Source organism: Spirosoma areae, assembly GCF_054781775.1.
In genome coordinates this window covers 463,737-488,835 of the sequence record NZ_BAAGTT010000024.1, presented here as the reverse complement: position 1 = coordinate 488,835, position 25,099 = coordinate 463,737, and the positions used below count along the sequence as shown (strand labels likewise).

Sequence of the window (25,099 nt, the reverse complement as noted above, 5' to 3'; positions counted from 1 at the left end):
TACTCATGGAATAGCCGGAACTCCTCCTAACAGTCCATAAAGCCAGTTTTCACTTAGGTTAGTGGTCAAATCAATTTCATCAAGTCCTAATTCCCGATTCCGTTGGTTAGTTGGTTCTATAATGTCTTTCTGGAGATTTCTTATATAAGTAGCTCCTTCTTCGTCTTTATCAAAGACAAATACAGCTTCTGGCCGCGTTGAAAAATCATCCAATACATGCTCGTTATGCGTCGTGAGAATAATCTGTACATCTTTTTCTTCAGCCAGACGAAAAATAAAATCCATCACTTCCCGTATTCGGCGCGGGTGAATCCCTTTTTCGGGCTCCTCAAGAAGCAGAAGTTTTGGCGGGTCTGGTTGGTTGATGATGCAGAGAAGGGCGAGAAAGTATAAAACGCCTTCTGACACTTCATCTGCCCAATAGCCATTTTCGTCTTTATCAAAAAAACGCAATCCAAGCATACTCTCGTTTCCAACTTTTACCGGTGGTAAAGTGAAATATGCTATCTCAGGAATACATTTAGAAAGATCTTCTTGAATTCTTTTTGCGTTTCGTTTAAAATTAGAATCTGAATAATAATAGAATGAAACAAGATTAGAACAATCAGCCAATAAATCTACTTGCTCTGCTGAAAATTTAACTTGTTGAATTAATTTTGACGGATCAGGGCGATATATCCTCGTATTCTTAAAATCAAAAAATTCACGTCTATGTCCACCAAATATTGTGATATTACTTCTACTATTACTTTCGTCTAAAAACCAATCATCGACTGTTGTTTCCACTCTAGTAAAATCATCAATATCTTTTATCTCAAACTCTTGACGATAGGTATATATTTTCCCCTTACTTTCATCGTAAGTTTTTGCCATATATCCTTCTGGGTCCGGCAGAAAATCAAATTTGTAAATAATATTTACTCGTTGATGCTTAAAACTGACTGATTCTAAAGCTTCAATAGTTTGTCCACTTATAGAGAACCCCTCCAGCGCCTTCAAAAAATTCGTCTTGCCGGAGTTGTTCGGGCCGATAAGCAGATTAACTTTCTGAAGGTCGAGCGTGACGTCTTTCAGGCTCTTGAAATTCTGGATAGAAACGCGCTTGAGCATGGCAAGAGGCAGTTAGTTGGTCGCGGTCGGGCGGGTTGGTAAGTTAGGAATTTACTTACCCATTTGTACGCGGTCCGTCGATACAGCACGCATCAACACGATATTGTCGGGGTCAATAATGACCGAAGTAGGTTTCGTGGACAGCGGGACGGTGAACGTTTGGGTTTGTTCGGTCATAATCAGGCGGGGTGAGCGGGCGAGTTCGCGGCCGTTGCTGCCCCGGATGCTGAACGTGAGCGGAATTGTGAAGAAGGCACCGGTACGCTGTGCCTGCCGAACATCAATCACCAACGCTTTTTTGGTCGCGTCGTAACTGGTTCCCCAAACCACTTCGGGGTAACCGGGCTGGTAAAGCCATTGCTGAAAGAACGGACCTAATTTCTCGCCCGAAACGCTTTCCATGACCGCCTGCAAATCGGAGGTTTGGGCGTTACTGTTGCGGAATTTCTCATAATACGCCCGAACGCCTTTCCAGAATACATCGTCGCCGAGTTCGTGACGAAGCATGTGCAGCACCCAACCGCCTTTCTGATAGGAGTTTGGGTTCAGCAAATCCATTAAATTCGTGGTGGTCGAGTCAATAATGGTGCCTTTGGGCTTGAGGGCATTGTACCGGAAAACCTGACCTTTGTTCTGGTTCAGCACGGCGTTGAGGGTGTCTTTACCATACGCGTGTTCGAGGTAGAGCGCGGAGAAATAGGTGGCGAATCCTTCGCTCAGCCAAAGCTGCGACCAGTCGGTCTCGGTGGCCGAGTTGCCAAACCACTGATGGGCAATTTCATGCGCCAGCAACGCTTCTACATCCGAATCTTTCCGGCCCACAATCACCTTTTCGTTATAGAAAATGCAACTGGCGTTTTCCATCCCGCCAAAAACCGTGGTTGATTCTACGTTGGCTAATTTTTCGTAGGAATACGGCCCGATTTTATCAATGAAATATTGTAGAATCTCTTTCGCCGGTCGGTAGTCGATAAACCCTTTCTGACTGTCTTTCGGGTAGAGCCAGCTTTGCACCGGCACCCCGCTAACCGCACCCACTTCTTCGACCGCAAATCGGGCCGCGCCAATGACCATCACTTTCGTCGGGATGGGCGTATTCTCCTGCCAGCGCGTTTGCTTCTTTCCATTTGGCAAACTGCTTTCACTCAGAAGTTTACCGTTTGCAATGACCCGATACACAGCCGGGGCATTTACCGTAAATGAACAGGTTGCCTTGTCGGATGGGTGGTCGATCACAGGCAGGTAATTCCGGGCGTTGTTGGGCCAGTTATCGCCGAAAAATGTTCGTTCGCCAAACTTATTCTGGCTGATTATCAGCCCTCGTGCCGGGATCCCCTCGTAGCGAATCACTACTTCTGATATCTGGTCAGGTTGAGCAGTTGGCAGATTCACAAATACCCGGTCGTTGCGCTGGCTGAACGGTACAGTTTTACCATCGGGCAGGCTTACAGCACGGACTTTCATTCCGGTTCCTGATGAGTCACGGTCCGGCGTTCCGGATTTAGGGCTGATGAGGTCGAACCAAACGGTTTGCCGGTCGTCGGCGCGGGAGAAACGGATGGCCGTTTCTCCCTGAATCTGGTTGGTGGAGTCGTTCAGGGTAAGGGTAAATGCGTAATTCCTGACATCAACGCCGGGCTGGGTGTAGCGGGCGGCATTGCCGGGCAACTGGGCGTGGGCAACCGTTGCTACAAAAAACAGCAATCCAACTAACAAACGATTTGGTTTACACTTCATTCTGCTCTGCTTTAATTTCCTGACACAGTTCAATTAACACGCCGTTGGTGCCTTTTAGGTGCAGGAAACACACTAATTTATTGTCGGCTCCTCGCTTGGGAGTCTCATTCAATAACGTAAATCCGTCCGTTTTTAGCCTCTGCATTTCGGTCTCAATATCATCGACTTCAAAGGCAATGTGATGAATACCCTCTCCTTTTTTGGCCAGAAACTTCGCAATTGGGCTGTCAGGATTGGTTGCTTCGAGAAGTTCAATTTTGGTTTGATTTACCCGAAAAAATGAAGTCGTAACGCCTTCTGATTCAATGGCTTCAGCCTTGTAAGGCGCAATGTTGAGTATTTTTGTGAACAAGTCATTCGATGCGGCAATGTCGCGAACGGCAATCCCAATATGTTCAACGTTGGTTAGCATGGTTGTCTGGGCCGGGACAAAAGAACTTTTCTATCTGGCCGAAAGTTATAGAGAAAGCATTGATATGCGTCAATATTGACCCATCAGGATTATGGTAACGGTTTCAGAAATTGCTAAAAATAAGATTGTTGAACTTCGTCAGAAAGACAGCTTGGCTGAGAATACGGCCATCCGGGTAGCCGTGCAGGGTGGCGGTTGTTCAGGCCTGATGTATGACCTGCAATTCGATGCAACCCAGCAACCAACCGACCATGTGGTTGAAGATAAAGGCATTAAGATTCTGGTAGACCGCAAAAGTCTGCTTTATCTGGCCGGTACGGAACTCGACTTTTCGGACGGTTTGAATGGCAAAGGCTTCCAGTTTAAGAACCCGAACGCCAGCCGGACCTGCGGTTGCGGGGAAAGTTTTGCCGTTTAATTAACTATACAAGGCTGAAAAAGACGTATGCCATATCGTGGAGATATGGCATACGTCTTTTTCAGCCTTGTATTTTTCTATTCAATCGTCATGTCATTCCCTGCCAAACCCGTTATCCATTCGCGCACGACACTCACCGAGTTAATGATTCCGGCTTATGCCAACTTTGGCGGGCGCGTCCATGGAGGAATCCTGCTTTCGCTGATGGACAAAGTGGCTTATGCCTGTGCAGCTAAACATGCGGGGCAGTATTGCGTAACGGTGTCGGTCGATGGGGTTAATTTTCGCCAGCCGGTCGACGTGGGCGAATTGGTTTCGCTGATGGCCTCAGTAAACTACGTGGGCCGGACGTCGCTGGTTGTAGGAATAAAAGTTGTGGCCGAGAATGTAAAGTCGGGCACTATAAAACATACCAATACCAGCTATTTTACGATGGTCGCGAAAGACGATAATGACCAACCCACCGAAGTGCCTCCCCTCCTGCTTGAAACGCCCGATGATGTTCGGCGATTTCTGGAAGCCATGAAACGTAAAGAACTTCGGACGGATTTCGGCCAACATTTCGACAATGCCGTCAACCGGATGCAGTTACATGAAAACGTCGGCAAACTGGCCAATGAACGCTGCCAGCTTACCGACGAATTAAAAGAAATGTTATAATTCCCCTCTAACAATCTTTGCGCCAGCCACCATGTTGGCCAACTTTTGTTTGGCAGCCCAGCGGGCAGTTTGGCTTAGGCCACAATCGGGAGCAACGGCCAATTTTTCGGCGGGAACGTAGGGCAAACATTTACGAATGCGTTCAGCCACGTCTTCGGGGGTTTCGATGTAGTAGCTTTTCACATCGATGACGCCCACGGCCACGTCGAATTTTTCGGCGAACCGCTCCAGTAGATTCACCTCGGCAAAATTCAGGATGGTCATTTCGGAGTGAAGTTCATCCACTGTCATGTCTAAGAAATCGGGCAGCATGGGGGCGATGGTTTTCTTCCCCACTGAGCGGCCTTTATAATTGCCAAAACAGAGGTGCATCGACAGCCGGGTTTTGCCCACGCCCGGCGCGACCGTCCGGTTAAAAATATCGACAAACCGCTTCGTGTCTTCGCGATACGCATAGCATGACATCGAGGGCTCATCCACGCAAATCTCCGGTACGCCCAGCGCCACTAAGTCCGTAATTTCTTTATTTACTAAGGGCAACAGCGCTTCTGTCACTTCCCAGCGATCTTTGTACAGGCTCCCCGGCAATAAGCGGCCGCTGAGCGTGTAGGGGCCGGGAATCGACACTTTCAGCCCCTGCCCTTGGGGAGCCAGGCGTTTCAGGCGCAGATATTCTTCGACCACACCCAAGCCTTTGGGCGCAGTCAGTGGCTCAATGATGTTGTGCTTGCCGCGCTGATCATGGGCGGGTGGGCCATACCGCCGAAGTTCGGTTTCGTTGTTCTGAATGCCGTTGATGTAGCCGTAGAACGACAGATTGAAATCGAAGCGGGTTTGTTCGCCATCGGTGATGACATCTAATCCAGCAGAAACCTGGTCGTGAACCGACGCAACAACGGCATCTTCAATCATTTCGCTGATGTCGGCCGGGCCGAACTGCGCGAGATTCTGGCTGGAAAATTCGAGCCAGCCCGGAAAGGGCATCGAACCAACGACGGTGGTTTTAATAGGAACAGGTTGCATAAGAGGGGATAAAGGAGGAAGAGAGGAAGGAGGAAGACACGTTTATTTCCTACTTTTTAACTGTAGTCGCTGATGCGGCTGATTTTTCCATCGCTAAACGCGAAGATCGTTACGCCCCGCAGTGCGAGTGTTTCCCCAGCCTTGAGACCGTTGGGAAGGTCGCTGGCCAGAACGCCTTCGTAATCAATCTCAACGGCGGCTGTTCGCTCGCCCAGGGTGACCGACCGAATCGTTTGTCGACGGCTCCGAAATATGGGCAGCGACTGCCGGGCTAATCGTTCAAACTCCGCCCGTCCGCTTGTTATCGTGGTTCCCGCCGTGTTCGATACATTCTCGAATAGAATGACCTCATGCAGCAGGGCCATCATAGCAGGTACGTCCATCCGGTTGTAGGCCGTAATGTACTGATCAATTAACTCACGCATAAACACGATTACTGATTACGAACCACTTAGAATGGTTTTTTGCCAATTAGTTTCTTGACAACCTCTTTTAAGAGAATTGGTAGGGTAAAGTTATGACTGACGGCGTAGCGAAAACTACCGGTGTTTATTGTTTCGATGGGCTTTCCATTCTCGCTGTGCTGCACCACTTTTCCGGTGGCAATATTCACGACGTGCCGCAAATTGAGGTTGTTGGCAAACATGTCTGAGAAGCGGGGCGAATAGTACATGCAGCCTTCAAAATAGTAGTGCGTCACCTGCGACCAGCGCGTTACATTATTGCCTTTTATGGGCATTCCACCATGCACTAAGTTCGACGACCAAATCAGCACATCGCCTTTTTTCATGTGGATTTCCTGCCGTTCGTAACCATTAGCTTCCATGAATTCTTCGATAAAATCCTCATAATGGTGGTATTCAGCGTAGTTTTCCTCTGCTTTTATCCCAATATCGAAGTAATTGAATTCTTTCTGCCGATGCGAACGTGGATAATAAAACAGCGGGCCATTATTGGTGTCTGTATCTTCCAGCGCCACCCACACACCACACATGAACCGCGCCGGTGTGCTGCTGAAGTGAATCGTGTCGGAGTGGGCACGCTGCTGCGTACCAAACTTGAAATTAAGCGTCTGGAACGGAATGGGTTCGCGGTCGTAGAGCAGGCGCAGCACATCGAAAATTTGGGGCTGGCTGGCCACTTCACGCACGGTTGCATACTTCTTCCATAAATCCTGATGCCGGTCGGGCTTCTCACCTACCCGACCCGGATACTCACCCTGGATTTCCTGAATGGTATGGTTAATCAAGTCATGACTAACTTCCTGGCGGAGTACCAAAAAACCTTCCCGATTGTACTGCCTGACCATCTCAATTTGGTCGGGCGTTAGCTCTTTTTTCAGCAGAAGGTCTTCAAAAAAAGGGGACTCTACCCAGGGGAGATTCATTTTCTGGGCTACAGAAACATCTTTCATCGTAATGGTTATAAAAATTATGTTGTCTTCACCAGTTTCATGGCTACGGGGTCCCAATTGATTACTTTACGTTGGGCGGCACTTAGGTTGGCAGCCAGTGATGGCGCTGCCGCCCGCAAGCCAAACACAGCATCTTCTTTGACCAGCGATGGTTTGTTTTCCCGAATTGCATTAAAGAAAACAATCATGTGGTCGAGCCGGTCGTCGTAGCCATCGGGGGTGTTGAACGCCACCGCCGGTTCGTTTTTCACTTCCCGCGTAAATTTATCCGACGGATATTTCTGGTCATACTGCCGGATAAATTCCTCCTGCATAGCCTGGGGATAGGTAAAAAGTGCGTCGTATCCTGTGCTATACATAGGCGCATTCGGACGCTTGAGCCGGTTCATGACAAACGAATTCCAGCCAATATCAATAACACCTTCCGTGCCAACTAATCGCGTATGAATGTCGCCACCGGCACCCGTCGCCAGGTTAACCCGCGTCGTGAACTGAAAGGAGGGGTGTTTATCCGTTTTCGGGTAATCCATAATGGCCGTCACAAGGTCGTAGGCATCGCGCCCATCTTTCCAGTAATTCAGGTCGCCGAGCGCGAAAATACGTGTTGGCCCTACTGAACCCGTGATGGTGTGCAATCCTGTGATCAAGTGGACGAACAAATCACCGGCTACGCCCGTGCCATACTCTTTGTAGTTCCGCCAGCGAAAGAATCGTTCGGCCTGAAACGGGCGTTTTGGCGCATCGCCTAAGTACGTGTCCCAGTCTAACTCTTTAGGGTTGAGGTTGGGTGGCATGGTGTATTGCCAGGCACCGAGGGCATCAGTGCGATCCAGAAACGTTTCGACCGAGGTTAGTTCGCCAATGTCGCCTGCTTCGTAGCGTTTTTGGGCTTCCAGTACAGCCGCACTACTTGCCCGCTGACTGCCCACCTGAAATACCTTGCCGGATTTTTTGTGTGCGGCAATAACGGCCTGTCCTTCTTCGATGTGATGCACCATTGGTTTCTCACAGTAGACGTGCTTTCCGGCGCTGAGGGCAGCAATGGAAATGTGGTCGTGCCAGTGGTCGGGTACGCAAATAAGCACGGCATCGACATCTTTGCGGGCCAGCACCTCCCGATAATCGCGTGTGGTCATGATGTTCTGTCCCCAAACTTCTTTAGCCCGGGCTAATCGCGGATCGTAGAGGTCAGCTACCGCAACAACTTTGGTGCCGGGCACTTTCAAGGCGCAGTTGAGATCGTAGTGCCCGATAATACCGGCACCAATGAGACCTATATTAATCGTGTCAGCAGCCGAGCGCGGCTGAACGACGTCAATGAGACTTTCCTGAAACGTTTTACTGGATGCCAGGGATTTTTCAGCGTTGGCAAGAGTGGTCCCGCTGGCTAATAAGGCTGATGTTCCGCCAAGCTGACGGAGGAATTTACGACGCGAGGGCATAGGGTAAGGATTTATGTAAACTGACCGAAATATACAATTTTACCCCTAAGCAGTACTATGCAGGTGACAAATTATTGCCTGAACCTATATTCCCACCACAGCATGTTTTCCAGTCTGTCGAACAATTGGAAACCGTTCTTTTCCAGTACTTTCTGCGACGCGACGTTTTCAGAGGCTGTATCGGCAACTACCCGTTCGACACCCGGCTGCCCGCCCGCCCAGTGTATTAAACCGCTAACCATCTCGGTCATGTATCCCTGCCGATGCAGAGCGGGATACGTACCATACCCAATTTCAATGGTTCCTGTCTCGTCGGGTTCGCCTTTAAATTTAGCTTCGGCCACAAATTGCTGTTTCTGCCGATCAATAGCCATCCAGAGCGTGTGATAAAGGGGATCATTAGCTGGGTCCTGCAAACGCGGAATGGTAAAGTGCGTGATAACACTCAAAAGCAGTTCCGCCACCTCCCGATGTCCTTTGTGTAGGCCCAGTGTTTCCTCCAGCCGGTAACGGTCGGCGACGTGTAAGCGAAGCTGGTCGAGGGTCAGGGGAATGAGCGTCAGGCGGGGTGTTTCAATCATGGCTACTTACAAATTGGATTCGCTCACGTAACTTGGAACACCCACATGCCCATACAGTTTCGCCAGCCGGTGCGCGTGTTCATCATACGCCGACTCGAACAAATCGACCGCCCGCTCAGCCCCTACAACGACCCCCGCACTCAGCACTTTTGGCGGACGACCCGCTTCCGTAAGCAGCCGGGCTACTTCGGCTTTGAGGCTATTGACCAGGACAGCCCCGCCCACAGTGCTGCCGGGCGCAACAGGCGTATCTAAACCCGGCACCTGTATCATCGCATCGCCAACGGGTGCGCCCGTATCCAGTATCAGGTCGGCAAAGTCGCTTAGCTTTTTGCCATCGGCGCGTTTGCTGGTGCTTTTTTCGGCATGTTCCTTTGTGATGAGTGCCACGACCTTTACGCCCCGTTGCTGAAACAATTCGGCCATTTCGATGGGAACCACGTTGCAACCCGACGATGAAATGACCAGCGCCGAATCCTGCTCCGACAAGTCGTAGTTTCGTAGAATCCGGTTGGCAAGGCCCGGCACGTTCTCAAGAAACATGGCCTGACGTTGCCCATTGGCACCAACAACCAGGTTATGAAAGGTAAGTGAAAGTTCAACAATTGGATTGAAGCCGGGAAATGAACCGTAGCGCGGCCACATTTCCTCCACCATAATCCGGCTATGGCCCGACCCAAATACGTGAACCATGCGGCCCGCCAGAATCGTGTGGGCAAACCATTGGGCAGCCTGCTGAATTTGTAGCGTTTGTGCTTCGACTGTATCGAGAATCTGACGGCATTTTTGAATATATGTCTGAACCACGATTTATACGGTTTTTATGATTTTCTGGATGAAGCAAGAACATAGTAGCTGCATAAAGTCAATCCAGTCAAACTTGCCTAATCCACCTTCCCATAATCATGCTGGATAGCAAAACTTGCCGCGCCAATAGCACCGGCCATGTCGCCAAAGCGGGCAATTTTGACGGGCGTAGCCTGTCCGCCGGGTCGCCATTCATACAGGTTCATAAACTCGGCTAAGGGCAACAATAAATCATCTTCGGCCTGCGTGATGCCCCCGCCCAGCACGACCAAATCTGGTGAGAAGCAATTGATGAGCGACCCAATACCAATCGCTAATTTCCTGACTGAGGACAGCCAAATCCATTGTGCAAAATAGTCCCTTTGCTTATACGCTTCGAGCAGTTGATAGGTAGACGTGAATCGCCCCAGCGACCGCTTCTCAATGGTGGCGTTGCCGATGGCATCTTCCAGACTGCCGGGCATACCGGTAATGTCGCGGTCAAATTCAGAATCTATAGTTATATGACCCACATGACCGGCTTTCTGGAAATTTCCCTGATATAACCGCCCATCAATCAGGATGCCGCCCCCCACGCCCGTGCCCAGTGTGAGCATGACCACATTTCGGTGGCCTTTGGCAATGCCAAACCGACTCTCGGCCAGTAAAGCGGCATGAGCATCGTTCACCACATAGACCGTATCGTTCAGAAACCGGCCCCAGTGAAACCCCTCTAACCCGGCTAATCGACCCGGCATGAACGCAATGTATTGGTTGGCTTCATTCGGTAAACCCGGCGCCGACAGCCCGATGGCTTTAACCGGCACCGACGTCTGTTGCCGTAATTCATCGACGGTTTCAGATACGGCTTGTTGCCAGTGGGCGGCACCCCGCTCTTTCTCGCCAAGCGTAGGATAATAAAGCTGCTTAACGATTTCGCCGGTGTGAGTGTCCATCAGCACGCCTTTTATCCAGGTGCCGCCGAGGTCGATGCCGATTGCGTTCATGTATTGATTTACGATGTACGAGTTACGATTGACGAGTTATTTTTACCCTGTTTAGGATTGTTGTGTTTCACGGTAATGCTGGTTTTTGTAAAGATGGCCGTAAGTTCATTTGGTTCACATTAAATTTGTCCTTCGCTTACACTCCAGCCTCCATCAACGGTCAGCACCTGCCCGGTAGTAAAGGCCGACTGGTCGGACATAAAGTAAACAGCGGCTCCATCGAGGTCATCGGGCTGGCCGATGCGCCCACCATCGAGTGGCTGCTTGGTTTTGGTGAAGGCCAGAATGGTATCATCCTGAGCCGCCCGCTGCGCCATTGGCGTTTCGACCAAAGCGGGGGCCAGCACGTTAACCCGAATGTTGTCATTGGCGTAGTAGGCGGCTATCGACTTCGTAAAGCCAATAACCGCTGATTTCATAGCGGCATAGGCATGGGTTGCAAAAAAGGCGGGCGATGGTCTCGACCCCAGCACCGAACCCATGTTGAGAATGACGCCACCCCTGCCCTGTGCCCGAAACGCCCGCACAGCCGCCTGATTCGACAGCATGAGCGAGGTCAAATTCAGGTTGACGGTATAGTTCCAGCCGTCGAGCGTGAGGTCGTGAAGCGGGCCATCGCCAAAACGTCGGCCACTACCACCCGCCACATGATAGAGACCATCGAAGCCGCCGAAAATCTGCTGACAAAGGGCAATGGCTTTGGGAGCCGTTTGCGGGTCCGACGCATCGCCGGACATGGCCAGGCCGTTGCCATCGAGTTGTTTTTCAGCCGCTGCACAGCTTTCAGAGTTGCGCCCTACGACGACAACGTGAGCACCCTCACGCACGAACGCCAATGCCGCCGACAGGCCCATGCCCGTTGTGCCGCCAATGACGACAATTTTCTTATTTTCTAACCACATTGAGTTTTGGGATTATTAAAGGTCTAATGCAAGCCTTAGCCGTACTTTAAGTTCAGTGTATAAGGTTTCGCTCACTTCGCCCAACTCGCCGGTAAAGATTGCTTTGTCAAGCGTAGCCAGTTTATCCATCCTGAACACCCATGATTTACTGATACCGCTGGCTATAAAATCGGGATGAGAGGTATCCAGGACAAACTCTGCTCTGCCCGGTGCAACCGGAACTACCGACGAGATGAACGCCACAATTACGTCGGGGTCGGCAGGATTGTCTGGAGATAACACCAAAGCTGGTCGCCTTTTGGTAGCACTGAGGTCGGTGATGGAAACTTAGTTAGGACAATTGTTCGCCGGTTCATCAATATTTAACTTTTAAATTGGCGTCGGTATACACGTCTTCCTCCTCATCGGCCAGGAAAGCGAAGGCCGGACTGTGCTCAACAAGCCGCTGGATATCGGCTCCGCGTATATCAGCACCTGGGGTGGAGGCATCGGGGTTGTCGTGCAGGAAAGTTATAATTACTTCCTGCGGAGTTTGTACGTTTACCGGTTCCAGGAGTTTTAGACTTTTACCATCATATATGACTTTGACACTTAGCATGATAAGCTCTATTTGAATTTCGTCCTGCAAGAAACGAAATTGACTGGCTATCGCCAACCGCTCGTTGTAAATGTTGGCGGTAGGAGGTTGAACTCCGCTATGACTTAATGAGTCATTTTCGCTGAAAATGGCGTTTTTGCTTTTTTTTGAGAAAAACTCTCTTCGCTATGGAAACCAATCCAGTGGAGTTCTCTGAAGAATATCACTCAGAGGATATAATGTCATTAAATCATTCCCGAGTTATTCATCGCGTCAGCGTGGCGATAAGTCGCTACGACGATAAATACGATGTTTTTCCCGAACTGGAGCTTGAATTAACAACGGGGAAGTGCAAACCAGATATTTCCATCTACGAAAATCTACCAGCCGATTGGTTCAACGATATTGTTTTTTACAATCAGCCTCCTATTGTGGCCGTCGAAATCTTATCACCTAAGCAGGCACTCACCGACCTTACGGATAAAGCATACAAGCAATATTTTCCGGCGGGTGTTCAGGTCGTCTGGCTTATCATCCCCACTACTCGTATTCTGCAAACACTATTGCCCGATGGGTCTATTCAGACTTGGGTGAGCGGCCTAATGAAAGACCCGATTACGGGCATGGAGATGGATTTAGGGTATTTGTTCAAGTGAGGGTGTTGACCAGACGCGAACCATAAATCCACGCCCGATCGTTCAGCAGTCCTACACCAAATCCCGCTCGATAATCTTCCCCGTTTTTTTATCCTTAAGAATCACTTTGTGCCGACCGTCGTGGGTCATCAGTTCCTCTTTAACGAGGTAATAATCATCATCGTAATCGACTAATGTGGAGGCCTGGGTGAGTCCTTCCTGACCCCGCCAGACGGGTAAGTGTACTTTCTCCCACTGCTTCGTCTCGGCGGATTTGTAGGCGGCATCCAAAACGGCATTCACGATGTAGCCATCATAAAATGTTTCGGCGGGGTCGCGGCCTTCTTCCTGCGAGTTGAACATGTCGGTAAACATGTGGTTATAGCCCAGGTCGTTCACTTCGTCGCCCACGGGGAAGAGCCAGCCGGTGTTCGATTCGGCTTTTTCAGCTACGTAATCGGCGCCTTTGCCGGTCGTGAACATCTCGAAACCTGTGCGGAGAAAATTGTTAATCCAGATGGTGCCTTCGGTGCCCATCACCTCATCGCGGAGGTCCATGCCGCCCCGGAAGGTCCAACTTACTTCAAACTGGCCAATGGCTCCGTTTTCGTATTTCACTAAGGCAATGGCGTGGTCTTCGGCATCGATGGGTTTTACCTGCGTGGCGGCCCAGCACATGACCTCAACGGGCTTCACATCTTTCCCGATAAAATTGCGGGCAATTTCAACGCAATGGCAACCCAAATCGAGCATACAGCCGCCCCCAGCCTGCTCCTTATCCCAGAACCAGTCGGAGTGCGGACCGGGGTGCGTTTCGCGGGATTTAGCCCACAAAATACGGCCCAGTGCACCGTTTTTAACCGTTTCCAATGCTTTCAGAAACTTCGGTGAGTAGCATAAATCTTCGAGATACCCGGCAAAAATGCCTGCTTCTTCAACGGTCTGCATCATCCGCAGGGCTTCTTCGGCATTGCGACCCAGGGGCTTCGTACAAACCACCGCTTTTTTGTGTTTCGCACACAGATTGACCGCCATTTCGTGAATGTTATTGGGCAGGGCAACGCAAACCATATCGACGTCGGGATGGGCGATTATTTCTTCCATATTGGTCGAAGCGAAGTCGCAGCCGTAGTCGGCTTTAAATTTATCGGCGGTTTCCTGACGGCGGGCGTAGATAGCGACGACCCTGTCGCGGCTGCGCTGACCGTGAATCGATTCGGCATAAAAGCGACCGATGAAGCCGCCCCCAAGCATGGCAATACGTTGCATAAGGTAAGGGTTCAGATAAAGGTTAATCTGTACTTTCGCACTGTTAAAGATAGCCAATGCGCTGTCACTACTCCATTCATGACCAGTTTTTTCGACATTAACACGGTTTTTTTTACGCTCTGGGGTTACTCCATGAGTTATCTGGAATTCTTCGGGGTTCTGAGTGGCGCAGCCGCAACCTGGCTGGCGGCCCGCGCTAACGTCTGGACCTGGCCCATTGGTGCGGCCAGTGTGCTGCTGTTTTTCTTTCTGTTCTACCAGATTCAGCTTTACCCCGATATGTTTTTGCAGGTCTTCTTTTTCGTGACTAATCTGCAAGGCTGGTGGCGATGGACCCACCCGGCCATCAACGAAGCCGACCAACGCAACGAACTCAGAATTAGCCGATTAGTGGGTCGGCCTTTGGTGATAGTACTGCTTGGCGGGCTGGTTGCTACCGGTATTCTGGGAACGTTTGCTCAGCACCTGCATGTGTGGTTTCCGGTGCTATTCAGCAAACCCAGTGCGTTTCCCTATTTAGATTCGTTCACTACCGTCATGAGCATCATTGGCACGTTTATGATGATTCAAAAAAAGTTAGAATGCTGGTGGGTGTGGCTGCTCATCGACATCATCAGCACCTATATGTATTTTACGAAAGGCGTTAAATTAGTGGGTATTGAATACGCCCTATTCTGCCTGATTGCGTTTCAGGGAGCCTGGCACTGGACAAAAGAGTATCGCAACTATCCGGCGCAACCAGCATGACGACGGGCTTGGTTTTTGGCAAATTCATGCCGGTTCATACGGGGCATCTGGCGTTGATTGAGTTTGCCAGAAAGCAGTGTGACCAGCTTATCGTTTCCATGACTGTCACGCCTGATGATTCCATTCCACCCGAAATCCGGCTTCACTGGCTGACAACCTTGCTGGCTCCTTATGCCAACATCGAGGTGGTGGCCGAGTCAAATGAGTTTCACGACCCGACGTTGCCTTTGTGGGAGGCCACCAAATTATGGGCGGCTTTTATCAGGCGACGTTTCCCGGACGTAAGCGTATTTTTTGCGTCGGAAGAGTATGCCATTCCCTTAGCCTATCATTCGGGCTTGCGCTATGTTGCATTCGACCCTGCCCGCCAGCAGGTTCCGGTTTCGGCCACCCTAATTCGGCAGCAACCGGCTCGATACTGGGAATTTATCCCGGCCATTGTCCGGCCTTATTTCGTTAAGAAAATATGCCTGTACGGGCCTGAAAGCGTTGGCAAAACCACGATAGTCCGGCAGTTGGCCGCCGATTATAAAACCGTTTATGTGCCCGAGATGGCCCGCACTCTCATCACATCCAACGACTTTACGCCTGCCGACTTTATTCGGATTGGCCAAGCGCAGACAGAAGCCGTGTGGCAGGCCAGCCAACACGCAAACCGAGTTCTGTTCTGCGACACAGATGTGATTACGACCCAGATTTATTCGAACATTTATCTGCACGATATTCCGCCGGTACTCTATGAACTGGAGCAGCAGATACACTATGATGCCTATTTGCTTTTGGACATCGATCTACCCTGGGTAGCTGATGACCTGCGCGACTTCGGACACAAACGGCCCGAAATGATGGCTCGTTTTCGGTATGAACTTGAGCTTCGCCAGTTAGCTTACCATTTTGTAAGTGGTTCCTATCAGGAACGTATCATTACGATTAGAACTATTACAGATAGGTTACTTAAAAACGAGTGAACAGGTAGCACAAAATAGGACGATTTTTAGACATCCAATTATAAAACAGTCCATATAAATTATAATTATTTAAAGAATTTTAAGGGGTAATGAGTTGATAATTATGTTATTAACGATTTTGTATTATAATTTTGCGTTGAAACCAAACTATGAACCTCTATGGCAATTGCCAAACAATTTCTAAAAAGCAAACCCCTTGCAAAAGTAACGTTTGAAGTGCCGGCAGAAGCCGTCAATGGTGCTAAAACGGTCGCTTTGGCCGGTGAATTCAACGGCTGGGATGCTAACGTGCAGGCCCTGAAAAAACAAAAAGATGGTTCGTATAAAACCACAGTCGAACTGCCCGTGGGTGGCGAGTATCAATACCGCTACATCTTAGATGGCACGACGTGGACTAACGACTGGGCTGCCGACAAATACGTAGCCAGCGGTGTTTCGGGTGAAGAGAATTCGGTTGTCGTTCTGTAAGCCAGACCAACTCCTCCGTAGCCTTCGATGTGATATTATTAACATGAATAGCCCCCAGGGAGCGTGCTCCCTGGGGGCTATCTGTTTTTATAAATCAATGTTGCCTGACAACGGGCATATTGTGCATACTTTACACAGCAAAGCTATCTGACTCGACATAGGCTTTAATTAAAGCCAGTTCGCCTTCTTTACCCGGCTTCGAGTTGCCGTGCTCCATCCCAAATATAAATTCCTTGTTGGCCCCTTTCTGCTTGTCATAAACGTATTTAAACACGTTTTTGTAGTTGATTTCGCCCGTTGTTGGTTCTTTCCGTCCGGGATTGTCGCCAATCTGAAAATACCCGATTTCACTCCAGCACCAGTTGATGTGCGGAATGATATGGCCTTCGTTTTTCTGCATGTGGTAAATATCGAACAGAATCTTACAGGCTGGACTATTGACCGCCCGGCAGATTTCATAAGTCTGGTCGGAGGTACGCAGAAACAGATTCGGCGTGTCGCTGAGCGGTTCGAGCACCATCGTTAAACCAGCCGGTGCGAGAATGTCGGCACCCCGACGCAGGGCATCAATTACGTGGCCGGTCTGGATACCAATGGGTAAACTCCTCTCAAAATCGCCGGGGACAACAGTTGTTAGTTTGGCGTTGACGCGCTTGGCGGTTTCAACGGCTCGTCGGCATCCGTTCAGAAAAATATCTACGAATTCGGATTTTCCGGCGGCAAGGGTGTTCTGCGAATTGCCGCCTTTGTCGAGCACAAACACCCCCATTGCCATACCCAAACGAGCCATTTCTTCCCCGATTTTGGTCTGCAAAGCCGGTTCGCGGCCCATCATACCGTTATCTTCCATGGCGGTAAAACCCATATCGGCCATAAATTTGAGCTGGTCGATGGGGTCTTTACCCGCACTGTTTTCAAACATGCCAAAGTGCGGGGCGTATTTGAGTTTGAAGGTATTTTTAGCCAGAAAGTTAGGCTGGGAATGCCAGTTACCGGCTACTGATTCTCCCGAAACGGCGGCACCTGCCAGCCCAAGCGTTGATTTTACAAAGTTGCGTCGTTGCATAGTGATAGGTGAAGCTGTTTTTGTCATGCTAACGAAGGAAGCATCTTGAAACACCCCTGAAGTGAGTTAGGGAACATGAAGATGCTTCCTTCGTCAGCATGACAAAAAAAACGGTTCTATTTCTTTTTCAAACTTGCTAAATAATCAACTAAATCGACTAATTCCTGTGAACTCATGGCTTCCTGTAAGCCCGACGGCATCATGGACGAGTCCATCTGCTTCATGGACACGACATCGGCCATTTTATAATTCTGCACCACGCCCCCTGGAAACTTCATTTGCAGGTCGGTTTCGGTTTTGCTGGACACAATCCCGGTCATGGAACTACCGTCTTTAAACTTCACTTCCCAGCCTTCATAGCCAAAACTTATACCGGCATCGGGATGGATAATGGCCAGATACTGGCTCTCTTTGGGCAATTTAGAGCCAATTTCCGAAAGTTTCGGCCCAAAATCCATGCCTTCGCCATTAACCTGGTGACAAATGGAACAGTTGTTTTTGAAAACACTGAGTCCCTTTTCAGCATCACCCTTCATGGCCAGCAGTTCGGTCATGGCGGGAAGTTTTGTATTCCCTGCCGCCACCCCGCCATCTAAATAACTGGCTGCCTCCTGACGGATTTTTTTCCGCCAGGCGCCACTAACGCCCTGTACAGCGGCTGCTTTGAAGTCACCTTTGATATCACCAGATTTCAACAAAGCGATAACTACATCTTCGCCATCATTGCTGCCACCCAGCGAACGGGTAGCCTCCCGGCGTAAGGCTATGGGTCGTTTTTCGTCCAGCGCAACTGTTTTTAACATCTCGATAGATTCTTTACTACCCACCCGACGCAGGGCCATCACCATATTTGTGGCGGCTTCGGCGTCTGTGCCATTGATGGCCTCCCAAACCATTGGGCCACCCTGCTGCTTTAGCAACTGCCGGGTAGCATCGCGGCCCAAGCCGTCCATTGCTTTCTGTATGGCCAACTTCCTAAGATTGGCGTTTTCGGATGTTGGTTCATAGCGGGTAACGAGTTCAATGTATTCAGGTGTGCCATACACATCGCCCATGACTTTGTTCAAGGCCGTTGTGGCAACAGGCGAGTTTTTCACAAAAGAGGGGTCAAGGTGGCGAAGGGCCAGCTTTGTTACGTCCGTCGAGTTGCTATTAGCCTGTAAAATCCCCAATAGTGCGGTCGATTTTTCGGTGGCGCCAGGGTTAAAATCAAATGCCCGGAAGTACCGCAGGCGCTGGCTAAGGTCGACGGCAGGGTCGCCCGCGAGTTTAGCCAGCATCGGTACGGATTCTTTAGTACGGGCACGCCAGACGATGTCACGACCTCCAGCATTAGCCAGTGGGTCATTGTTCATTTGCTTCACCCAGGCCGTGTAGTAACTATCCCAATTGCCATCGGCTCCAATGCCCAGCGCTTCCAGATACCAGCGGTCTTTGCCGTCGTATTGGCTGGCCAACTGCGCCCACAATCCCGGCGCGTCGGGCGAGGTTGGTCCGGCCGGTCCGCCGGTGCGGTTCTGGTTCCGGCGCAGGGCAATGGCACATTCCCGTCGTACCTGCGCGTCGGGGTCATTGACTAATTGTTTCACATACGGAATAATATCGGTTTTGAGTTCGCGGGCGGCCCGGAGTGCAGTGATTCGCAAATCAGGATTGTCGCTCTTCAATGCCTTTTCAATGTATTTTGTTCCTTTGTCTAATTTGCTCAACAACCACAGCGCCCGCGCCTGCATTCGGGGGTTATCGGATGATTTGTAGAGTTTTGCCAATGGTTTTTCGGCTTTCGCACCCATCTCACGAAGTTTCTGCCAACCCTCGTAGCGAATGGACATATTTGGGCTTTGCAAGGCTTCGATGGCTCCGGCCGTAGTCGAAACGTCCACTTTCGGCATGGTGTAGGGCGAGTTCGGCGGAGCTACGCGGTATACACGCCCCCGGCTTTGGTCGCCCGCCTGATGCCCGCCCACGCCGGGGTCATACCAGTCGGCAATGATGAGCGAACCGTCGGGGGCCACGCACACATCGGCAGGCCGGAACCACTGGTCACGAGTCCCTTCCAGCAGGTTTACAATTTCGGCTTTGTAGCCAGCACCCTCTTTCTGCACGGGATAGGAGCGTACTACGTTTGGTCCAGCATCGCAGTGAATCACCTGATTTCGAAACACTTCGGGCAGCAATTTTCCTTCGTAAACGATGATGCCTGTTGGCGAACCGGCCCCGGTCTGGAGCAGGTTTGGCACTACGCCGGGGTCGTTGAGGTGCCAGTGGCGACGGGGCGTTTCGGGTTCGATGTTTTCGCGGTTGGCCTGCCAGCCCGCACCGGTCAGTTCGTCGGTATAGCCATAGTTGCCATACTCCATGACGTAGTTAATTCGGACGCCTTTGTTGCCATCGTCGTCGTTGTCCGACTGCCAGAGCGTGCCGTAGGAATCAACGGCGACTTCGTAATTATTGCGAAAATTCTGGCCCAGCAATTCTACATTCTTCCCGTCGGGGTCGCAGCGGAACACCATCCCCTGCCTGAAGTTCTGCTTGTCGATGGGTTTGCCGGTGGCAATGTCCACAACGGGCTTTCCGTCTTTATCCAAGAGTTGCTCGCCCGCATTGCCAAAGTTGAAATACCACTTGCCATCGGGACCGAACACAAACGTGTGCATGCCGTGGTCGTGCTGTTCGCCCCCGATACCGGTAAAGAGCAGTTCTTTTTTATCGGCTTTATCATCGCCATTTTCGTCGGTCAGCACCCAAACGTTTGGGCTGTCGGACACGATAACTTTGTTGCCCTGCACCCAGATACCCAGTGGAGATTCGATACTGGGGTCCTGGTAAAACACCTTTGTCACATCGGCCTTGCCGTCGCCGTTGGTATCTTCCAGAATCACAATCCGGTCGCCTTCTTTTCGAGTCGGGTTGCCATTAACCGCCGGGCGGTAGTTGTACGCTTCGCACACCCAAACCCGGCCTTTGGCATCTACGTCAATATCAGTAGGGTTTGTCAGCATGGGTTCTGAGGCAAAGAGGGTTGCCTCTAAACCCGGCGCGACGTTCAGGCTACCAACCGCATACTTTGGGTCGTGCTTATCGTCGTCGGACAGTTGGGCGAACAACGTAGTCAGGTATCGACCTGAAGCCGCGTTGAGGTTGCGGTTCTGGTAAGCCCCAACAAAAACACCACCCACAACCAGGCCGGCGGCAGAAAGGACAAGTGCCCGCCGGGAAAGTGCAGAGCGTTTCAGGGATGATGATTGAGACATATAGTTAGCCCATTGAGGGAAAGAATTGACTATTACCGTTTAAACAGACAGTTATCTCGTAAAATGACTTTGCGTGTTGTTTATACCCATTGGCGCGTCGTTTTTCGCTCAATTTAATCCGGCGATAATTCTACATTGATTCATTTTTATGTACCATTGCAACGCCATATGGCATTTCACCTAATCTCTTAAACTTATGGGTTTCCTGTATTCTATTCTTATCGGCGGATTAGCCGGCTTCATTGCCAGTCGAATTATGGATAGTCATAATTCCATGCTGGTTAACATTCTGCTGGGCATCGTAGGCGGATTTTTGGGTGGATTTATCGCCCGTCGGTTGGGCAACGACCCCGATAATGACGGCTTGGTTATGAATCTGCTGATTGCCGTTGGCGGGGCCGTATTACTGATTTTTCTGGGTCGCCTGTTCTAATTTAAGCTGACTCTTTATACAAATAGCCGTGCCGGAAAATCGTTTTGGCACGGCTATTTTATAGGCGACTTATCCCTATCCTCACTCCGCCAGGAGCAAATCCTGATACCAGAAGCCCGTATCCCAGGTTTGATCGACAGTAGCGCTGTGACAGTCTGTGCCGGACGACGGCGTATAGGTTCGCCGGACGACTTCACCTTTGGTAAACTTAATGGGCTTAGTAAAGATGGGGGCGTCGTAGACAAACGAATGGTATTCACCGTTTTCGCCACAGGGGTCAACGGTTTTGGGCAGGTCTTTCAGTAAATCCAAACTCAGTTCACGCCCGACAAACTCAGCAGGCAGGTGCTTTTCGTTCACGCACACGAGCACAGCCCGGAAACCCAAATCCATAAACTCATGGAGTAACTCGGTGGTGTTTCGCTGCCAGAGCGGAAATTCGCCCGTCAGATTTGTCTGTTGCAATTGCGTTTCGCGATAATGCCGCAGGTCTTCCAGAAAAATATCTCCGAAAATTGAGTGTGTAATCCCTTGCTGCTGAGCCGATTGAAGTGTTTCCTGCATTTTGGCATTGTAACTTTCCATCGAAACATCGCCGGGCAGACGCAGCAGTTGCAGCGGCAGCCCCACCCGATTCGCCTGCGCTTCCAGCAACGCCAGCCGAACGCCGTGCATACTAACCCGCCCGTGCTGTTCATTTACCGACGTCAGTAAGCTCTGTATAGCCCACTGCCCCGACCGCAGGCTGTAATATAAGGCCAGGGCGGAGTCTTTTCCTCCGCTCCAGTTCATAACGGCCCGGTGCTGATTCATCGGAAGTAAAACCCTGTTGGAGCAATCTCGGCTTTAACCGAATCAATCAACGTTGCTGATGTGCCGTTATCCTGATACCGCAGGACATACCCCGCCTGCCCGTAGGAAGGAATCACGCTGCCATAAATGACCTTAGTTTGGGGGTCGATGCCCAATGCACTAAACGAGCGGGGAATAACTTGGGTACCCGATGCTGACGTTGCATCAATCTGGAAACGGGATGTCCGGCCATTCAATGTATAGTAGAATGCCTTTTTGTCGGGGCTAATAGTCACAGAGCCGGGCGAAGCCGCAAACGTCAATCGTTTCTCAACAAGTCGGCTTTGCGGGTTAATGCGAACCATGTCTTTTCCGGCCAGAATCCACAATTTTCCATCAGCATCCACCGCAATTGGTTCGGGCGTGGCGCCGAAATCAAGTCTGTCTTTCACTTCATCGGTATTGGCGTCGATGATTAACAGTGTCTTATCGCCACTATAAGCACTACTGCCCACAAACACTTCGCTGCCTGCAAACACCATCCGTACAACTCCTTTGACGGCGGGTATTTTCTTTTTGACGGTGCTGGTATTCAAATCGACAACGGCGATATAGCCAGGGTCTTTGTAGAATGCATTACCGGAACCCGAAACATCCCAGCAACTCACGTAGGCTTTGTTCGGCCCTGCCTGAATTACCTGACGCGGGTTTTCAATGTCGGGGGCTTTCAGCGTTGCTCGTGACTTGAAGGTGCCAAATTCAACAATTTCAACCTTGTCCTGCCCGGCCTTACTATTATCCACTAAGATTAGCCCTTTGCCGTTAACTTCTGTATACCCCGCTACACCACCCCCCTGCCCTGTGCCTCCAGCCACGGCTAAACTTGGATTAGCCTGTATAAATATGTTTGTCGCAACTGTAGTACTGTTGCGGCTTAAAAATGACAGGCTACCGTTATTATCTGTGAAGTTCCCTTCGTTCAGGATAAACACGCCCGATTCATAGAGCGATGGCTCTGGGTCGGAGGTTTTGCAGTTCCAGACACTCAGGGCTACCAGCCCAATGGCAATTGATTTGGTCAATTGATTTTTCATGGATTAATAGACGGAAAATTGATAATCAGATTTATTGCCCAGTTGCGCCCCGGCATGGCGTTGCGCTTAACGTTAACCACCAGTGCGTCGAACACGTTATTGACCTGACCCTGCACCCGAACTGGTAGCAGTCCCAGTTTGGCCATATGCTCCAGAAGTACATTGGTGAGCGTGGTCCCTTTAAAAAACTGACTGTTGTCGAACGTAATGTACCGACGGGAGGCCACTTGTGTTTGCACAGTCAAGCGGGCTCGGCCACGTTGTAGATAGGCATTGAGTGTACCGGTGTGAATCGGCACGTAAACCAACTGTTTCCCAACGATGTCCAGCGCGTAGTTATCATACGCCCGTTCCTGCGATGTGCGGGTGAGGGCGTACCCAATTCGCAGACCAGCCCGCCAATTGTTCCGGGCATACGTCAATCCGGTGTTTAGTTCGACTCCTCGTGCTAATACTACTTGTAGATTTTCAACGTGGTATTCCTTAGCCGGATTCCAGTACGTCCAGTTGTCGATCCGGTTTCGATAGGCGGTTAGGTCAGCCGTCAGATTGAGGTAGTCCGTTAGGCGGGCAGTTGCCGCCAGCCCGGTTTCCAGATTCAGCCCACTTTCGGGTAACAAATCAGGATTGCCCAGTTCTATCCAATAACGTTCGTTTAGCGTGGGTACGCGGTAACTTCGACTGATAGCTCCTTTTGCCGTCAGAGTAAATTTATCGTTCCGAATAAGCTGGTATTCAGTGCCGAGTGACGGTGTAATGGGCGGATTGAAGCGTGTAACAAAGGCCTGGCGAAGGTTCGCCGATACAAGCCAGCGGGTTGTTTGAAACCGCAGCAGCGCATACAAATCTCCCCGGTCTTCCTGAATCAGTTGGCCACCGTAGCCATCCGTTCGGGTGCGGTAGTGCGACCATTCGCCCCCGGTACGCAGCGTCAATTGGCGCGAATGGGCCGACAAAAGTGAGAATTCACGTTCAACCCGGCTAATAAACCGCTCGGTTTGGGTATGGCTTGGCGTGTTGAAATTCCCTTTGGCATAATCCAGCACGTCGCGAATCCAGCCAAGCCGCACGGTCAGGCGGTTGGCTTCATACGTAGCCAGCAGCCGTGCCGACTGCGTTCGGGTTTGCTCACGGGCAATGGTATCCTGGGGCGTAACAACTAAGTCGTTGTCCGACAGCCACATATTGACCGATACCTGCTGGCCGTTTTTGTGCAGGAAGAATAAATCCTGTAAAAATCCGCGCTGCGCTGTTGTCGATGATTCCAGAAAATAGTTTCGGCGTTCGGTATAGGGATACGCGTTGTTGAACTGACTCCGGTAGGCAAACGTCTTACCCGACAGTTTCCAGTTCTGGCCCAGCGATGCTCCGTAACGAACACCCACCTGCGTCTGGTTATTCTGAAAACTGGCCACCTGCTGCCCAACCGTTGCCCAAATTCCCGATTGCCAGTTCGGGTTGCTTCCCAGTAGTATGCTCCCGCCCACGGCATCAGAGCCAACAACGCTGGCCGAGGAGCCATACTGAACGGCCAACCGGTCGAAACCCGCAACGGGCAGGGTCGAAAAATCAGTCAGGCAGAGATTGGGTTGATTGATGTTGATGCCGTTCCAGAGTACTGCCGTATGGCTGGCCGATGTTCCCCGAAACGAACCTGTTGCCAACTGACCGGGACCGTAATTTTTGAAGGCTAAGGGCGTATTGACTGATAACAGGTCAATCAGCGAGCCAAACCGAAACTGAAGTAAGGTGGTTGAGTCGATGCGCTGGAGTTTTTGCCCTGCCAAAAACCGCTCGGGTGCAATAGCCCGCACCGTTACCGCCGACAGCGATACAACCGCTTTCGAACGATTCGACAACGAATCGGTTTGCGCGAAACTGTTCTGACCTGCCAGCAGACCAATAAACAGACCCGATACCCACCAGCGAAGGGTTCTCGTTCCCACTATACTTACTGAATAAAGTGCAACTACGGCACGCGGCTGGGGCGTTTCCTCCGAACGCCAGAACAACGGATGGTCGTCGGCAGGTCTCCTGACTTGTCTCACCGGTTCGAGCCTTCCCGTGCTGATAATTCGCACAGTGGCTATGTAGAATGAACCGGCCTTTTAATGTATAATGTACAATGTACAATGGATTAACGCCATTATTAATTATTCATTTTTCACTATACATTACACAAGACTTACAGTTGCGGGGACAGCGTTGGTTTCACACCAACTTCCCTTTTAAGCCGTGAAAGCCGCCACGAAACGACATCAGGCACCGAAAACTCAGGGCAAAGGTAGGGAAATTTGCTACAAA

Annotated in this window: 26 protein-coding genes and 1 riboswitch; of the genes, 7 read left to right on the top strand and 19 right to left on the bottom strand. The window is 50.5% G+C overall.

The annotated features are described in order from the left end of the window. Positions 1-3 precede the first annotated feature (3 nt). The 3 genes from ACYVI1_RS12500 to mce are packed head-to-tail and all read right to left on the bottom strand — an operon-like array spanning position 4 to position 3,259. Complete coding sequence (locus tag ACYVI1_RS12500) at positions 4-1,110, bottom strand: AAA family ATPase (protein ID WP_460910455.1); 1,107 nt, start codon at positions 1,108-1,110, stop codon at positions 4-6. Positions 1,111-1,161: 51 nt separating this feature from the next. Next, positions 1,162-2,847 (bottom strand): M1 family metallopeptidase, encoded by a 1,686-nt coding sequence (locus ACYVI1_RS12495; RefSeq protein WP_460910453.1) that lies wholly within the window; start codon positions 2,845-2,847, stop codon positions 1,162-1,164. After that, complete coding sequence (mce, locus tag ACYVI1_RS12490; protein WP_460910452.1) at positions 2,837-3,259, bottom strand: methylmalonyl-CoA epimerase; 423 nt, start codon at positions 3,257-3,259, stop codon at positions 2,837-2,839. The genes ACYVI1_RS12495 and mce overlap by 11 nt, the downstream gene beginning before the upstream one ends. Positions 3,260-3,350: 91 nt before the next feature. On the opposite strand from mce, the gene ACYVI1_RS12485 reads away from it, so the two are divergent. Together ACYVI1_RS12485 and ACYVI1_RS12480 are read left to right on the top strand one after the other, a co-directional pair. After that, a complete protein-coding gene (locus ACYVI1_RS12485) occupies positions 3,351-3,677 on the top strand; it encodes a HesB/IscA family protein (protein WP_460910450.1) in 327 nt (108 codons plus the stop codon). A 90-nt stretch (positions 3,678-3,767) separates the two neighbouring features. Further along, a complete protein-coding gene (locus tag ACYVI1_RS12480) occupies positions 3,768-4,337 on the top strand; it encodes an acyl-CoA thioesterase (protein ID WP_460910448.1) in 570 nt (189 codons plus the stop codon). Here the strand turns inward: ACYVI1_RS12480 and ACYVI1_RS12475 are convergent. From ACYVI1_RS12475 to ACYVI1_RS12430, 10 genes are all read right to left on the bottom strand, one after another. Further along, positions 4,332-5,360, bottom strand: a complete 1,029-nt coding sequence (locus tag ACYVI1_RS12475; protein ID WP_460910446.1) for a methionine synthase — start codon at positions 5,358-5,360, stop codon at positions 4,332-4,334. The two genes, ACYVI1_RS12480 and ACYVI1_RS12475, sit on opposite strands and share 6 nt — an antisense overlap. A 56-nt stretch (positions 5,361-5,416) precedes the next feature. Beyond that, positions 5,417-5,785, bottom strand: a complete 369-nt coding sequence (locus ACYVI1_RS12470) for a nuclear transport factor 2 family protein (protein WP_460910444.1) — start codon at positions 5,783-5,785, stop codon at positions 5,417-5,419. A 26-nt stretch (positions 5,786-5,811) separates the two neighbouring features. Beyond that, positions 5,812-6,774 (bottom strand): phytanoyl-CoA dioxygenase family protein, encoded by a 963-nt coding sequence (locus ACYVI1_RS12465; RefSeq protein WP_460910442.1) that lies wholly within the window; start codon positions 6,772-6,774, stop codon positions 5,812-5,814. 17 nt (positions 6,775-6,791) lie between these two features. Then, positions 6,792-8,216, bottom strand: coding sequence for a Gfo/Idh/MocA family protein (locus ACYVI1_RS12460; protein ID WP_460910440.1), 1,425 nt, complete (start codon positions 8,214-8,216; stop codon positions 6,792-6,794). Positions 8,217-8,287: 71 nt separating this feature from the next. After that, entirely contained in the window at positions 8,288-8,797 is a 510-nt protein-coding gene (locus ACYVI1_RS12455) for a GNAT family N-acetyltransferase (protein WP_460910439.1), read from the bottom strand. 6 nt (positions 8,798-8,803) lie between these two features. Further along, positions 8,804-9,604, bottom strand: coding sequence for a sugar isomerase domain-containing protein (locus tag ACYVI1_RS12450; RefSeq protein WP_460910437.1), 801 nt, complete (start codon positions 9,602-9,604; stop codon positions 8,804-8,806). Between the two features lie 77 nt (positions 9,605-9,681). Beyond that, positions 9,682-10,590: an ROK family protein gene (locus ACYVI1_RS12445; RefSeq protein ID WP_460910435.1), complete on the bottom strand. Its 909-nt coding sequence runs from the start codon at positions 10,588-10,590 to the stop codon at positions 9,682-9,684. Between the two features lie 119 nt (positions 10,591-10,709). Beyond that, complete coding sequence (locus ACYVI1_RS12440) at positions 10,710-11,492, bottom strand: SDR family NAD(P)-dependent oxidoreductase (protein WP_460910433.1); 783 nt, start codon at positions 11,490-11,492, stop codon at positions 10,710-10,712. Positions 11,493-11,507: 15 nt separating this feature from the next. Next, positions 11,508-11,813, bottom strand: coding sequence for a type II toxin-antitoxin system PemK/MazF family toxin (locus tag ACYVI1_RS12435; protein ID WP_460910527.1), 306 nt, complete (start codon positions 11,811-11,813; stop codon positions 11,508-11,510). Between the two features lie 34 nt (positions 11,814-11,847). Then, entirely contained in the window at positions 11,848-12,090 is a 243-nt protein-coding gene (locus tag ACYVI1_RS12430) for a hypothetical protein (protein WP_460910431.1), read from the bottom strand. A gap of 167 nt (positions 12,091-12,257) precedes the next feature. Between ACYVI1_RS12430 and ACYVI1_RS12425 the strand changes: the two genes are divergently transcribed. Further along, entirely contained in the window at positions 12,258-12,725 is a 468-nt protein-coding gene (locus tag ACYVI1_RS12425) for a Uma2 family endonuclease (protein WP_460910429.1), read from the top strand. A 51-nt stretch (positions 12,726-12,776) separates the two neighbouring features. Here ACYVI1_RS12425 and ACYVI1_RS12420 read toward each other — a convergent pair whose 3' ends face one another. Then, positions 12,777-13,973, bottom strand: a complete 1,197-nt coding sequence (locus ACYVI1_RS12420; RefSeq protein ID WP_460910427.1) for a Gfo/Idh/MocA family protein — start codon at positions 13,971-13,973, stop codon at positions 12,777-12,779. A gap of 78 nt (positions 13,974-14,051) precedes the next feature. Between ACYVI1_RS12420 and pnuC the strand changes: the two genes are divergently transcribed. From pnuC to ACYVI1_RS12405, 3 genes are all read left to right on the top strand, one after another. Then, positions 14,052-14,720, top strand: a complete 669-nt coding sequence (pnuC, locus tag ACYVI1_RS12415; protein WP_460910425.1) for a nicotinamide riboside transporter PnuC — start codon at positions 14,052-14,054, stop codon at positions 14,718-14,720. Further along, positions 14,717-15,688, top strand: coding sequence for an AAA family ATPase (locus tag ACYVI1_RS12410; protein WP_460910423.1), 972 nt, complete (start codon positions 14,717-14,719; stop codon positions 15,686-15,688). The genes pnuC and ACYVI1_RS12410 overlap by 4 nt, the downstream gene beginning before the upstream one ends. A 159-nt stretch (positions 15,689-15,847) precedes the next feature. Then, on the top strand, positions 15,848-16,156 hold the full coding sequence (locus ACYVI1_RS12405; protein WP_460910421.1) for an isoamylase early set domain-containing protein: 309 nt from the start codon (positions 15,848-15,850) through the stop codon (positions 16,154-16,156). A 130-nt stretch (positions 16,157-16,286) separates the two neighbouring features. Here ACYVI1_RS12405 and ACYVI1_RS12400 read toward each other — a convergent pair whose 3' ends face one another. Together ACYVI1_RS12400 and ACYVI1_RS12395 are read right to left on the bottom strand one after the other, a co-directional pair. Next, positions 16,287-17,222: a hydroxypyruvate isomerase family protein gene (locus ACYVI1_RS12400; RefSeq protein WP_460910419.1), complete on the bottom strand. Its 936-nt coding sequence runs from the start codon at positions 17,220-17,222 to the stop codon at positions 16,287-16,289. 116 nt (positions 17,223-17,338) lie between these two features. After that, on the bottom strand, positions 17,339-20,476 hold the full coding sequence (locus ACYVI1_RS12395) for a PVC-type heme-binding CxxCH protein (RefSeq protein WP_460910417.1): 3,138 nt from the start codon (positions 20,474-20,476) through the stop codon (positions 17,339-17,341). Positions 20,477-20,672: 196 nt separating this feature from the next. Here ACYVI1_RS12395 and ACYVI1_RS12390 point away from each other — a divergent pair, with 196 nt between their 5' ends. Next, the gene (locus tag ACYVI1_RS12390) at positions 20,673-20,909 is read left to right on the top strand and encodes a GlsB/YeaQ/YmgE family stress response membrane protein (protein WP_460910415.1); all 237 of its coding nucleotides are present in this window, start codon (positions 20,673-20,675) and stop codon (positions 20,907-20,909) included. An 81-nt stretch (positions 20,910-20,990) separates the two neighbouring features. On the opposite strand, the gene ACYVI1_RS12385 is transcribed toward ACYVI1_RS12390, so the two are convergent. The 3 genes from ACYVI1_RS12385 to ACYVI1_RS12375 all read right to left on the bottom strand — a co-directional run bounded on the left by ACYVI1_RS12385 (position 20,991) and on the right by ACYVI1_RS12375 (position 24,843). Further along, complete coding sequence (locus tag ACYVI1_RS12385; protein ID WP_460910413.1) at positions 20,991-21,722, bottom strand: Dph6-related ATP pyrophosphatase; 732 nt, start codon at positions 21,720-21,722, stop codon at positions 20,991-20,993. Beyond that, the gene (locus ACYVI1_RS12380) at positions 21,719-22,795 is read right to left on the bottom strand and encodes a DUF5074 domain-containing protein (protein ID WP_460910411.1); all 1,077 of its coding nucleotides are present in this window, start codon (positions 22,793-22,795) and stop codon (positions 21,719-21,721) included. The genes ACYVI1_RS12385 and ACYVI1_RS12380 overlap by 4 nt, the downstream gene beginning before the upstream one ends. After that, positions 22,792-24,843: a TonB-dependent receptor plug domain-containing protein gene (locus tag ACYVI1_RS12375; RefSeq protein ID WP_460910409.1), complete on the bottom strand. Its 2,052-nt coding sequence runs from the start codon at positions 24,841-24,843 to the stop codon at positions 22,792-22,794. Before ACYVI1_RS12375 ends, ACYVI1_RS12380 begins: the two co-directional genes overlap by 4 nt. Beyond that, a riboswitch (cobalamin riboswitch) is annotated at positions 24,803-25,080 on the bottom strand. It overlaps the preceding gene by 41 nt. Positions 25,081-25,099 lie beyond the last annotated feature (19 nt).